The organism is Salinivibrio kushneri (assembly GCF_005280275.1).
Lineage (GTDB): Bacteria > Pseudomonadota > Gammaproteobacteria > Enterobacterales > Vibrionaceae > Salinivibrio > Salinivibrio kushneri.
The window spans coordinates 63,614-76,292 of the sequence record NZ_CP040022.1 but is presented as its reverse complement, the minus strand read 5'-3'; the positions used below and the strand labels follow the sequence as shown (position 1 = coordinate 76,292).

The 12,679-nt window shown below is 49.8% G+C and carries 13 protein-coding genes; 4 read left to right on the top strand and 9 right to left on the bottom strand.

What is annotated here, in order from left to right; genetic code table 11:
• The first annotated feature begins 94 nt into the window (after positions 1-94).
• Positions 95-1,129 carry a Gfo/Idh/MocA family oxidoreductase gene (locus tag FCN78_RS13420; RefSeq protein WP_077486996.1) on the top strand — a complete coding sequence of 345 codons (1,035 nt, stop codon included), beginning with the start codon at positions 95-97 and terminating at the stop codon, positions 1,127-1,129.
• A 138-nt stretch (positions 1,130-1,267) separates the two neighbouring features.
• Here FCN78_RS13420 and chrA read toward each other — a convergent pair whose 3' ends face one another.
• Positions 1,268-2,413 (bottom strand): chromate efflux transporter, encoded by a 1,146-nt coding sequence (gene chrA / locus FCN78_RS13415; protein ID WP_077659228.1) that lies wholly within the window; start codon positions 2,411-2,413, stop codon positions 1,268-1,270.
• Positions 2,414-2,876: 463 nt separating this feature from the next.
• Here chrA and FCN78_RS13410 point away from each other — a divergent pair, with 463 nt between their 5' ends.
• A complete protein-coding gene (locus FCN78_RS13410; RefSeq protein ID WP_077659227.1) occupies positions 2,877-3,797 on the top strand; it encodes a LysR family transcriptional regulator in 921 nt (306 codons plus the stop codon).
• Positions 3,798-3,802: 5 nt separating this feature from the next.
• On the opposite strand, the gene FCN78_RS13405 is transcribed toward FCN78_RS13410, so the two are convergent.
• A complete protein-coding gene (locus FCN78_RS13405; RefSeq protein ID WP_069362980.1) occupies positions 3,803-4,966 on the bottom strand; it encodes a lysophospholipid acyltransferase family protein in 1,164 nt (387 codons plus the stop codon).
• Positions 4,967-5,160: 194 nt separating this feature from the next.
• Here FCN78_RS13405 and FCN78_RS13400 point away from each other — a divergent pair, with 194 nt between their 5' ends.
• A complete protein-coding gene (locus FCN78_RS13400) occupies positions 5,161-5,832 on the top strand; it encodes a cupin domain-containing protein (RefSeq protein WP_077659226.1) in 672 nt (223 codons plus the stop codon).
• Between the two features lie 34 nt (positions 5,833-5,866).
• Here FCN78_RS13400 and FCN78_RS13395 read toward each other — a convergent pair whose 3' ends face one another.
• Positions 5,867-6,385 (bottom strand): nicotinate-nicotinamide nucleotide adenylyltransferase, encoded by a 519-nt coding sequence (locus FCN78_RS13395; RefSeq protein ID WP_077659225.1) that lies wholly within the window; start codon positions 6,383-6,385, stop codon positions 5,867-5,869.
• Between the two features lie 200 nt (positions 6,386-6,585).
• On the opposite strand from FCN78_RS13395, the gene nadE reads away from it, so the two are divergent.
• Positions 6,586-7,425 (top strand): ammonia-dependent NAD(+) synthetase, encoded by an 840-nt coding sequence (gene nadE / locus FCN78_RS13390; protein ID WP_077458892.1) that lies wholly within the window; start codon positions 6,586-6,588, stop codon positions 7,423-7,425.
• A 48-nt stretch (positions 7,426-7,473) separates the two neighbouring features.
• Here nadE and FCN78_RS13385 read toward each other — a convergent pair whose 3' ends face one another.
• The 6 genes from FCN78_RS13385 to FCN78_RS13360 all read right to left on the bottom strand — a co-directional run bounded on the left by FCN78_RS13385 (position 7,474) and on the right by FCN78_RS13360 (position 12,593).
• Positions 7,474-8,028 (bottom strand): HD domain-containing protein, encoded by a 555-nt coding sequence (locus FCN78_RS13385; RefSeq protein WP_069362976.1) that lies wholly within the window; start codon positions 8,026-8,028, stop codon positions 7,474-7,476.
• A gap of 85 nt (positions 8,029-8,113) precedes the next feature.
• A complete protein-coding gene (locus FCN78_RS13380; protein WP_077487001.1) occupies positions 8,114-8,272 on the bottom strand; it encodes a YoaH family protein in 159 nt (52 codons plus the stop codon).
• A gap of 88 nt (positions 8,273-8,360) precedes the next feature.
• Positions 8,361-9,491 (bottom strand): conjugal transfer protein TraF, encoded by a 1,131-nt coding sequence (locus FCN78_RS13375; RefSeq protein ID WP_077523167.1) that lies wholly within the window; start codon positions 9,489-9,491, stop codon positions 8,361-8,363.
• A 123-nt stretch (positions 9,492-9,614) separates the two neighbouring features.
• Entirely contained in the window at positions 9,615-10,520 is a 906-nt protein-coding gene (locus FCN78_RS13370; RefSeq protein ID WP_069362974.1) for a DUF2861 family protein, read from the bottom strand.
• Positions 10,517-11,182, bottom strand: a complete 666-nt coding sequence (locus FCN78_RS13365; RefSeq protein ID WP_069362973.1) for a response regulator transcription factor — start codon at positions 11,180-11,182, stop codon at positions 10,517-10,519. The genes FCN78_RS13370 and FCN78_RS13365 overlap by 4 nt, the downstream gene beginning before the upstream one ends.
• A complete protein-coding gene (locus tag FCN78_RS13360; protein ID WP_077659266.1) occupies positions 11,154-12,593 on the bottom strand; it encodes an ATP-binding protein in 1,440 nt (479 codons plus the stop codon). Before FCN78_RS13360 ends, FCN78_RS13365 begins: the two co-directional genes overlap by 29 nt.
• Positions 12,594-12,679: the final 86 nt, after the last annotated feature.

Below are 12,679 nucleotides of genomic sequence, written 5' to 3'. Positions count from 1 at the left end.
GCGACGCGTTATCACTCCTCATCTCGCTTGGATTGATTGGCATGTCGATGTCCGATAAAGTGCTGATAATAGGTCGTCAATGCGAGTGAGCTTTATGATAAAAACAGCTTTGGTGGGTTTTGGCTTTTCTGCCAATACATTTCATGTTCCTTTTCTGAGCGCAATCTCTGAGTTTGCGATTTCAGCTGTTGTATCCAGTAAACCCGAGCAGGTTGCACAGCGGTTACCCAAAGCGGCCTGCTTTGATGATCTCAGCACCTTACTCACCCAACAAACCCCGGATTTGGTGGTGATCACCACACCCAACCATCTTCACTACCAGCATGTTAAACAAGCATTAGAAGCCGGTTGTCATGTCTTAGTGGAAAAGCCTTTTGTCACCAATAGCCGTGATGGTCTCGAGCTAGCAGAGCTGGCCAAGCAAAAAGGCTTAGTGTTGTGTCCTTACCACAATCGACGTTGGGATGGGGATTTTCTCACTCTAAAAGGCTTACATCTCGCAGGTGAGCTTGGCGACATCAAAGTCATGCACTCTAGCTTTAATCGCTACCGCCCAGAGGTTCGTCAACGGTGGCGTGAGCTACCGGGTGAAGGCGCCGGTATCTTGTATGATTTGGGTTCACATTTAATTGACCAAGCACTGCACTTATTAGGGGAGCCGAATGCGGTTTCCGCTAGTTGCCGCGCACTCCGCCCAGGCAGTGAAACGACCGACTACTTTCAGGTGACTCTGCACTACCCAGACAAAGAGGTAATTCTTTCCTCAAGTCCCTATCGTTCTGGCACCACAGAGCGTTTTGTTGTTCATGGTGAAAAGGCAACCTTCAGTACCGTAGGGCTGGATATTCAAGAAGAGCAACTACGCGCTGGCTTGATGGTGACTGTCTCTGGTTTTGGTGAACAAGCGTATCAAGGGATGCTCGAAGTAGGTGACAGCGTCACACCTGACCCGCTTACGCTTGAAGATGGCCAATACCACCGCCTATTTGACGGGCTAGCTCAGGCAATTACCAATGATCAACCCTCGCCTGTTTGCCCCATCTCCGCAAGCAAAGTTATCTATGCTATTGAGTTGGCACAAACAGCCTCCGATACAGGCACTCGCCAGCCTTGGCAGTTCCAAGACTAACTACCTTTAAAAGATTAAACCTAGCCTAGTCACATCATCGGTGTGACTAGTATTTTTCATTCAACTATTTAAAGTTATAGTGCATTATAGTACGAAAAAATAGCCCAGGATATGGCTGGGCTATAAAATAGAGTCGCTTTAGGCGATGGTAAACTGATAGACCATCATCAACAGGAGCAACCAAAACACAGAAACACGCCACCTGATGAGCGCAATCAAACCTAGCGCTATCGGCAACAAATCAAGCGGTTGTGTATAAGCAGACACCCACACTGGTTGATACAGCGCGGCGGCGAGCAACCCCACGACACTGGCATTAATGAGGCTGATAGCGCCGGCTAGGCGTGGCTGTGTCTTCACCGCCTCCCAGATAGGTAAAACACCAAACATCAGCAATGCGCCAGGCAAGAAAATTGCGATAGTGGCAATAATACTGCCCCAAAGCGGTGACAAGCCATCAATACTTGCGCCAAGGTAGCTCGCCATCGTAAACATAGGGCCAGGCACAAGCTGTGCTGCCGCGTACCCTTCAATCAACGCAGAGTCTGTGACAACGTCACCCACTATAGGCTCGAGCAAAGGCAGCACGACATGGCCACCACCAAACACAAAGCTCCCTGCCTGATAGAAAAGATTAAACACTTGTACCCAAAGTGTCTGGTTAAACAACCAAGGCACCGTTAGCAATAATAAAAACAGGCCAATAATACTGGCACTACGACGCCACGCAATAGATACGGCAGTGTGGCTCTGTTGCGGTTTTGCAAACCCTATCGCGCCAACCATTCCAGCAATCAAAATAGGCAAAATTTGGTACAACACGCCTGAAGGCGTCAGTAACAACCAAAGTATCGTTATTACCGCGACAACAGCACTCGACCACGAGGCGATAAATTTTTTACCCATCGACACCGTGGCATCAATCACGACCACCACCGCCAGTAACTTTGCCGCACTGATGATCGTCGATACCCAGTCTGACGCTTGTCCACTACTGTTTAATACCGCCGCCGCCGTCAATAAGGCAAAGGAAGGGAGAGTAAACGCCACAAACGCGCCGAACGCCCCCAGGTATCCTGCACGCTGATAGCCAATATACATGCCTAACTGACTACTCCCCGGGCCAGGTAAGAACTGACTCATTGCCAAGCCCGATGCAAATGTCTCTTCACTGAGCCAGCGCTCATTTTTGACGAAAACCCGCTCAAAATAACCCACATGGGCGGCAGGCCCCCCAAAGGACATACAACCCAACAAAAAAAACTGCTTGATTAACTCAATCATTGTTTACCTCCTACCACGAGTGTACGCAAACAGAACAATGAACAAAAACAGACCATTTTGATTTTATGAATCGATTAAATTAATAAATAAAGGAGAGGTAGCGCTAAGCAGAAGCGCTGTGTAACTTTACAACATAAATAGTAGTAAGCACTTACAGCTCTGCACTCACCATGTTTACTTGAAGAAACAATCATTATTTTTCGCTTTAAATCAATAATTTATATATTTATAGGCTTGCCGTAAAAATAACAGTGGTAGGCTCATGTATCGTTCATAGGGCAGAAAAGACGTGCCCTCATCGACGCATCGATGTCACAATGTGCACGCATTTAATGAAATACACTCGAAGTGGTATAAACCGTTTATCTTTGATGAATACGCATGCGTGACATTGTCACACACATTCCTGACCACCGACGTTATGTGGTAGTCTCACGCTATTGATGAAATGGATGTGCGTAGAATGCTCGATTACCTTCAACAAATCGTTGTGCTAGCCGCTGTTGCACAAGAGCAGCACTTTACTCGCGCAGCAGACAGGCTGGGAATTTCGAAGTCTCAGGTCAGCAAACAGGTTCGCTATTTAGAGGATCGCTTAGGTGTGCAGTTGGTGCAGCGCAACACCCGCTCTGTTTCCCTTACCGAAGTCGGTAGCAGATATGCGGAGTATGGCAGCCAGTTGATCGCTACCTTGGACGAAGCGGAAGCGATGGTGGCAGGCTATCGCAATGAAGTGACAGGCAAACTTAAGATTGGCGTCGCACAGTCGTTTGGCAATACATTAATGACGCGTCATTTCGCTAAATTCCGCCAAACTTACCCAGCGCTTAACCTCAACATTAATCTTTTTGATCACCGCCCTAACCTCGTCGAGGAAGGCTACGATTGCTGGGTCGCGATTCATGAACATCCCCCAGAAGGCATGGTGGCGCGAAAGCTGGCGGATTGCCAATTTAAACTGGTCGCGGCACCCGGTTATCTAGAAGCGAGAGGCATCCCAAAACAACTGGTTGATTTGCGGCAGCACGATTGCATCACCTATCAAAGCCGTGAGCGCCGTTATGATAAATGGCCGTTTATGAAAGCAGGCATGGAGCAAGTGGTGCATGTCAGTGGCCAGTACACAATTAATAACGCACCCGCGGTACTCGAGGCGGTTAAAGCGGGACTCGGCATTGCCTATTTGGCTACTTACCTTATTAACGAGGAAATAGAAAAAGGTGAACTCATTGAGCTATTGCCTGAATGGCAACCTTGCCTTGAGCTGCCGATATACATTGTGTATCCAAGACGCAAACATCTTGCGCCCAAAGTGAGAGAGTTTGTCGATTTTATGCTGCAAGAAGTCGGCGATCCGCCGATTTGGGATCGCCATCATGAGTGACGCTGTCACTTATTATTTTCTGCTGCGAGAGGACTGTCCTGATTGATATTGTCTGAGCTTGTTGCACACTGATTGAGCACAGGGTTAGCGTACATTTCACGCAAATAGTCACGCGCCGCTTCGGGGGCCTGGGCAAGCTTCTGCTCATAGAGGCGCTGCTCAGCCGGCGTGACACTGTCATGCTCTACCCCAGCGGCAATATAATTAGCCGGGTATAAACGGTATAACTGGTGGATTTGCGCATCAATTTTTGCGGCCATTGACTCGGGTGTGTCTTGTGACAGGGTCACAGGCTCACCAAAGGCCACGTGCACATGCCGTTTGTCGCCGACAATCCCTTTCACGATGGTTTGAATATCTTCAAACTCGCTTTTTTCGTAGGCGCCAAGGCGGTTGACCGCGTCTAATTCAGTTGCTTTGTCTAGATCGCATGGATCGTTTTGGTAGGAGATGGCGACAGGCACCACATTAAGCGCTTCCATATAGCTGTCAAAGTCTTGCTTGCGTTTTCGCCCTTCCATGAAGAACATTTTTAAGATTGCCGGATCCGTGACATCTTGGCCCGTCTTGGCTCGCCCCTCTCGCTGAGCAATCCAGATCGACTGACCCTCATCGAGGGATAAGCGCAAATAACCCGATAACTGTGATAATGACTTCATCATTTCACGTGGTGCTTTGGCTGAGCGTTTGACAATAAAGCTTTTGTTAAGCTTCATCAGCTCAGTCGCACACGGTTTACGTAACAGGTTATCACCGATAGCGATTCTCACTGTATCGAGCCCCTGTTGGTGCAAGCACCAGTTTACTAGCGCAGGGTCCATCGCAATGTCTCTGTGGTTGGAGACAAATAGGTAGGCTTTATTCGGATCCAGTTTTTCTACGCCAGAGACCGTGACTTTATCACAGGTTGTTTTAATCATCTTGCGCATATAGCTGGCGACATGCAGTTGGACATCCTGCACTGTTTTAATATTGCTCCACTTTTTAGTTAGATACAATTTAAGAGCAGGCTTTAAAAGCCAACCAAGCGGGCCAGACGCATGCGGATAGCGATAAGATAGAATCGCATTGATAAACTCGTCATCTTGGATGAGTCGCTGAATTGCACTGGGAACTTCGTCGTCATGATAAGGACGAATCTCTTGATAAGGATCGTTAACTGTCTGCACTTTCTTCCATTATATCGAGTAAAAACCGCGCCATTCTACGCAGTCAACAAAGGATTCAAAGTGAACCCACCGAAATTTTACACAGGTTGGAGGTCAGACCTTCAGCCTGGTTAAGAGTTCCCTTTACCGTCATTGACTTGACCTCAACAGCAAAAGTGCTCACCATTGCCGCCTTATTACATCGAGACACTGTTATGAAGACCACAAGCGAATACACTCTTTATCACACACCCTCATTGATATTCACCCCTCGAAAGCGCCGCTACACAGCGAACCTGCTTTATGTTGAGGACGGTTTAGTGCTTGTTCGCTTAGGAAAAACAGATGTCCCTGTCTACACCGGTCAGGGGTTCTGGCTACCTTTTGAGTGCCTTCATGCATTGACCATCACGCCCAATACCCGTTTACACCAATTGGCCGTATCGCCACGCACACAACATTCTCTCCCTGAGAGTGTGGGACATGTTGTGTTGCCCCCATTACTGGCCGCCGGCTTAATGGAGCTTGGCTCGCCAACAGCATCCGTGTTGACGGCAGCGCAGTCGCATCACATTCAAGCCGTGCTGCTTGACCAAATCACCCACCTCGCGCCGACCCAGCAACTTGATGCGCCCACCCAAGCGCTGGCAGATTGTACGGCATATGCCCAAACAGGCCAGCCGCCGGTGAGCACAGCGCAACACTACCAATTACAAGCGCTTACTCAGCTGACCATTGCACAACTGCAAGAGTATTTTACCGTTCGACAGCTAAGAGCAGCGATAAAGTCTGGTAAAACATGGGAGCGCGCGGCTGAGTCGGCCGGCGTCTCCACGGCCGACGCTGACACCCTGTACACTCGTTATGCCTGTGTGTTTGAACGCTAAACGCAAGCACTGTTAAAAACGCGCCGATAGGCCGCTAGCGACAAAATACGGCTTCGCTCAGCTGTGCTGCGATTGTCGGGGTGGTGAGATCATCTACCGGTAAGCCTTGTGCGAGTCGTTCACGAATATGTGTACTGCGCACCACCACCTTCTCAGGCATCCCCAATACTGACCAGCGCGAGAGTATTTGCGCACTATCGGCAAATTGGTCAAATTTGAGTAAGTTATCAGGGCCCACAACGAACGTGAGTGCCGCGTCAGGATAATCGTGCTGTAACGCGGAAAGCAGCATGTGTGTTGTGACAGCGTCACCTTCTCGCCCTAACGATGCCTCTCGCTGACACAAGTGTAGATTCGGTAAGCACAAATCATGAATCAATGCCTGTACCCACCCGCATCGTGTCTCGTAAGGTGCCATCATTTTTCCCCATGCATGTCTATAACTCGGCACGAGCAGCACCTTGTCAAAATGACACAATTGCGCCAGAACAGACGCGTGACCTTGAGTGGGTGGATTGAATGCGCTGCCAAATACGGCTATTTGCTCTGTCATTATACGCTCTTTGCCAAGTCATGTTCGCGTTTAGGGATTACGCGAGATGATGCCATGAATTTGACCAAAAGCCTAACCTATCGCCATCAGAGTGAGGAGATTCACTTGCGCTATACCCAAGCCAACAGAGATCATGCACAATAACTCACAGTAGAGTCTTCATTGACATTGTATGCCAGAGTGATTGAGAGGAACATAAGATGGAACACCAGATCCGCGAAGAAATGCGCGTCCAATCCAATATCGACCCAGAAACGGAGATCCGTCGTCGCATCGCCTTTATCAAAACTATGTTGCAACGTTCCGGGACACGTAGCCTCGTGTTAGGTATCAGTGGTGGTGTCGATTCGTCGACATGTGGACGACTGGCACAGTTAGCGATTGAAGCGCTTAACCAAGAAGCAAACAAGGATCACTATCAATTCATTGCGGTCAGATTGCCCTATGGCGAACAAAAAGACGAAGACGAAGCGCAACTCGCCCTGTCTTTTATCAAGCCGAGCAAAACCGTCACGGTCAACGTTAAACCGGGGGTCGATGGTAATCACCAATCAGTTTTAGATGCCGTGTCTGCCGTAGGCTTACTCCCCGACAGTGATAGCCGGGTTGATTTTGCCAAAGGCAATGTCAAAGCACGCGCAAGAATGATGGCGCAATACGAAATAGCAGGATTAACACAAGGGCTCGTCATCGGGACTGACCATTCTGCCGAGAACATCACGGGCTTCTATACTAAGTTCGGCGATGGTGCGTGTGATCTTGCGCCGCTCTTTGGTCTAAGCAAACGACAAGTGCGTCAACTCGCCGCCACATTGGGGGCACCAGACGTCTTGGTAAATAAAACGCCCACCGCTGACTTGGAAGACTTATCACCGCAAAAAGCGGATGAAGAAGCGCTGCAGCTGACCTATGAGCAAATCGATGATTTTCTTGAGGGTAAGCCGGTTGAAGACGCGGTTAAAGAGAAGATTATTCAGGTTTACCAAGCCACACAGCACAAACGTCAACCGATTCCGACAATTTATGATCTCGATAACTGATTGATGAACTGAGGCGTTAAAAGAAAAGCGTGTCTGGCTTAGCCTGAGTCAAGAGATGGATGCGTGCAGTTGATGATCTGGGTGCCGGTCTGCTTGTTGGCCGGCATCAATCAGGCCATCTAACTCACGCCAAAGGTGATCACATAACCCTCGTCGATATACGGCGACCCGGAAGCCTCCATGCTCACGTTGATATTGTAAAAAACGCGGTGGGCTATGCTCACTACTGGCAATCACATTGGCTAAACGGTCACACGTTTTTACCACTAATGCTAACCACGCGGCTTCATCGCTCGGATCGAGTGCAATCAAACGTTGGTTTAAGGCGCGCTTTCTCTCTTCCCGACTGGGCCGTCGGGGATCCGTCACCAGCATCACAGCTCTAGCAACGGTTGGGCCGAAAAGTGCTGAGATTTCGTCAACACGTGTGGCGGTATCTTCCAGAATGTCATGCAATTGCGCCACAATGCGTGCTTGCTCCCCAAAGGGCGCGGCAATACGTTCAACATGATCAAGGTGACAACGATAAGGCTGGGCTCCATAGCGTTGCAGTGCGTGCCGCACCCTTGCCCACTCGCGCGCCTTTTCAAGCCGATTGCTCATCCGACACTCCTTTTACTGCTCTCCTTTAAATAAATCAGGGATTGGTGGAATTGTAAATAAAAAGACGATTTGTTTGTAACTTGTCTCACTCTTCAGACGAAGAGGCTTGAGCGGCTTGCGAACGTATTTCATTGGCAACCTGCATAATCGCTTCGCCACTGCTCATCCCTTCTGCCATCAGCGCATGAATGCGCTCTGCCGCTTCTTGCTGTTGTTCATGGTTTAACGTGACGCCATCAAACATAGGTGGGGCTCTCTTGGTAGTACATCGTGATCAAAAAAGGCAGGCCATTTTAGGGCCTGCCTTTTCATTTGTCATCCCAAATGCAGCGTTAGAACGTAAACGCCAGCTGTGCCGAGCCCCCATAGCTGTTGCTATCGATAATGCTGGCAGCAATATCGAAGTTAGCGACACCAAAGGGAGATAAGCCTAAGCCGAGCGTAAACGCATTATCGACATTATCTTCAAGGTCTGCACGGTAACCAGTACGTAACTGCGCATGGCCAAAGGCATCAAATTCTGCCCCAACTCGGAAAAACTGGGTGTCATCATCCACATCCAAGGAACCTTTGAAACCTTTCTTCTTGTTCAGATCCAAGTCTGCCGCCAAGGTGACAAAGTCAGACACAAACGCCGAACCCAGTGTGAGTTGTGGTTCAAGTTCATACGTAAAACGGTGGCCTGTTCTCGCGCTAGTCACAGTATCGACATCTTGGCTAACCAAATTCTTACCGGCAAGCCCCACCCGATAAGGGCCCGATTGCCAAACAGCGCCAAGATCAAGGTTAAACGTGTTGTCCTCTTCACGGTAGCGGCTGTCATCCCAATCATCCGTATCGTAATCGTCGACCGCGACGCCGTAATTATAAGTAGTGATCCGTTGCAGTTTTGGCGTCACACCCACCGCGACGCGCTGGCCGGCAATATCAAGGTTGGTCGCCAGTGCTACCCCTAATTCACCAATACCGGCGGCAATGATCGTCGCATTTGAATTGGGGTTGGAGGTGAGGCCAAAGTCACTGGTGTCGATATCGGGTAACACCGCGCCTTCAATTAACCCCGATGTATAAAGAGTGGCAGAGACAGAGCCTGTGGGAATCCCTACTGCCGCGCCTAAACCGGCATCCAGATACGCTTTATCACCTTGCACCGCTCGTAATGATTGTTCAATTTGATTGGCATCGTTAGTATCAAAGGCGTCTGCCACATCATCGAGTCCATCGACGAGTTCATCGGGATCACGCACCTCAGCGCCGAGATAAGGTACGAGAACACCAAACGCGCTCTCTGGATCGAGCGCCGCCAGAGCCGGGTTATGAAAGCCAGCAGAGAGATAATCCCCCGATGCCACACCCACTCCGCCCATGGCATTGCCACGCGCATCGGTTGGATTGGTCGCGGCCATCACACTGGCAGAGCACGTGGCTAACGCTAGAACAAGTGCTTTTGTTTTAAAAGTCATTGAGCAGCCTCTATATTGTTTGTTTCGCAACTAACAGCAAGGATAGAGGCAAAAACGAATGGGTGGAGAGCCCTCACTCAAACCTGTGAGCTTTATCAAAATCCCACACGCCTAAACGTCGCTTTACGGATTATCAGTCTCAGGCGCAATCGCCTCAAGGGCCCCTGGCTCCAAGTCCGGCAAATCAACCGCACGCCCGATGCGTTGCACTTCTTCAATTGACAGCGCGCCCTGCCAGCGCCGCTCAATCAAGGCAACACTGAACCAATACTGGCCATTGGGGACATCCAGCATAGGTAACTGAGTCGGCAGTCGTTTGTGCTTCTCTGCCGACCAAATCGGTGCACCGTCAGTTTGGTTTTGCGGATAAAGATTCAGCGTCAAGAAAGGACGCTGACAGGTTGAGTTAAAATCATCAAAAGGCGCAATGTGCCAGCTGCGGGTGTCTTTCCAACTTAGCGTTTGACGCGGCTGAGGCTGTGTTAACAATAACCAGCTAGACCATGTCTCTCCAGCCACTGACTGAGCGGTTAACTGATAGAGCCCTTCAGAAACTGGCTCTGATAGCCCATCTTTCACAAGGCGCCAGCGGTGTTGCTGCTCTGCCGATAAATCGTCACTGATGACGGTTTCGTCGGGCCATTTTTTCATCGTAAAGGCGTCAACGCCAAGCTGCGACTCTCCCGCGACTTGGACGCGATAGTAAACGCGACTGGTGGTCTGCACCGTTTCTCGACGAATGGAGACGTTGCTTAACCAATCTGGCAATGTCTGACGGCTCAAGCTGCGACCACAATCTTCGGTAATGGCCAGTGCCAATAGCTTAGCCAGGTGATTCTGACGCGACGCTGAAAGGCTAGGCTGTTGCCACGCCTCAATCATCGATTCGACACTCGCCGCGGTTTTTCCCTCTAACAGGCGCTGATGGGCACTGGTTAATGCATCATTGCCGTCAAACCATGCTGCCTGCGTGCCACCAGCACCCAGTGTTGTTGCGAATAGACCAAAGAGAGCGCACTTTTTCATCATGCTTTCATACGGTAGCCAACGCCACGTAAGGTTTCGATATTGACCGAAGGTAGCTTCTGGCGCAGCTGTAATATGTGTGTATCGACGGTACGAGTCGTCGGGTAATGGTTATAGCCCCACACTTGATCCAATAGTTCATCACGCGTGAATACGCGTCCGGCATTTTTAGCCAGAAAGTGCAAAAGATCGAACTCAGTGCGCGTCAAGGTCATCTCTTCGTCACCACAAAAAACGGCTCGACTCGCGGTATCGATACGCACATCATTGATAACGATGTCATTGCTTGAGACTTCTACCTCCCCCACGGGATGACGAAGGTGCACACGCACACGCGCGAGCAGCTCTGCTTCGGCAAAAGGTTTGGTGATATAATCAGTGGCTCCCGAATCCAACCCGCCAACACGATCGCGCACCGAGACCATGGCTGTCAGTAAAATCACAGGAATAGTTTTAAGCTTATTCCAATCCGCTAGCCACTCAATTGAATCCCCTTCTGGCAATTGGCGATCGAGGATCACGAGATCGGCATCGCGCCATAATTCGGCCACTTTTGTCGCGTTCTCTGCATATAAGCAGCGGTAGCCTGCTTGTTCCAAGCTTGCCAGTAACCCGTCCGCCAGGTTGGCATCATCTTCAACCAGAAGTAACGTCGCTTGCGTCACAATGAATCTCCAAAGTAAATGTGGTGGGTGGGCCAGATAAAATTAACTTCCCCCCCATTCGCTCAATCATGGATTCTACAATCGTCAGCCCCAGTCCAAGTCCACTTTGGCTGACAAACGGTTTACGTATATGTTTCCAGTCCTTGGCCGTCAGTTCCCCTTGATCGCGTATCGCGATCGTAAAACGATCCTCAGACACGTGAGCATGAACATCGACAGGTGCTACGCCATATTTGACCGCATTAGCAATCAAATTGTTCAATGATGTTGTTAACCAATAAACATTCGCTCGCACCGCCCCATCTTGGCTTACGTGTAACGTAACTTGGTGTTCGTCGCAAATATAACCCAACCACTCTTCAACAGACGGAATTGTCTCTTTACTGAGAGGCTTCTGGTTGGATTGTAAATAATCTTTACTTGCCTCCGCCAATTGTTTTAGACGTCGCGAATCCTCGCAAAGCCGGCGGAACTCCTCATAAAAATCATCGGGTAGACTGTCAAATTTGCGCCGAAAACCCTCCACTGTCATGGATAGGCTCGCAATCGGGGTACGAAGCTCATGAGTGAGGATTTGCAACACCAGCATACGCTCTTGCATCAACCGGCGCTGCACTGTCCAGCGGTTAAACGCCCAACCGCCCAGTGCCACGAGGTTGATAACGATTAATGTTCCAACCAAGTAGGGCCAATAACTGGGCGCTTTTTCTTCGTTCCAACAAATGTTGCCCACCCGCGCCAAACAGAAATCTTGCTCTCCTCGAGGGGTGATCCTTAAATCAAACTCGGCCAGCAATGGCTGCCATTGCGAGGCTTGGTATAAATGATAATAACTGCCAACGCGCACCCACATCTCATCCTGACTGATTAACGATTTAGCGCCGCTATTTAAGGCATCAACGGCATGAGACTCCATCCGCTGCAATCGCCCCAACAAGCTATCGGGTTCTGCTTGAGGTCGCTCTTGAATATGAAAGAAGCGCATTAATTCGCTACGCCGCTCGGGAAACTGCTCGGCATATTTTGCCGCGTAACTCCCCCCACCGGGATGAATAAAGCCAGACCGCGAGAACCACGCCACAGGAAGCTGGGTGTGATTACACATCGCTCGCGTGAATACCAACGGTTCGGTCACTTGCGGATTAACAGGCCACGGCCCTTGGCATTTTTGTGCGGCTTGATATAGGCGGCGAATGTCTTTTAACGGGTATTGAGCACTCTGCGGCAGCAAACTCTTTGGGCTGAGCAACACACGGGGGAAAGCACGGTTAATGCCGATCAAGTTGTAGCGAGCGACAGGATCGGCAAGTAATAACTGCGCACGAAAGGCAGTCATCTGCTCTGAGAACGTGCTCGCGGCCAAGGTTGGCCAGCCAGCCAATGTGAGAGTGAGTAGCAGCAGAATTCGCATGATCGCAAGCTTATCATCAATTTTTATCAAAATGTCAGTACCGTGTAAGTTCCATCATTCCTCGCTTAGTCAAGACACGCCAAAAA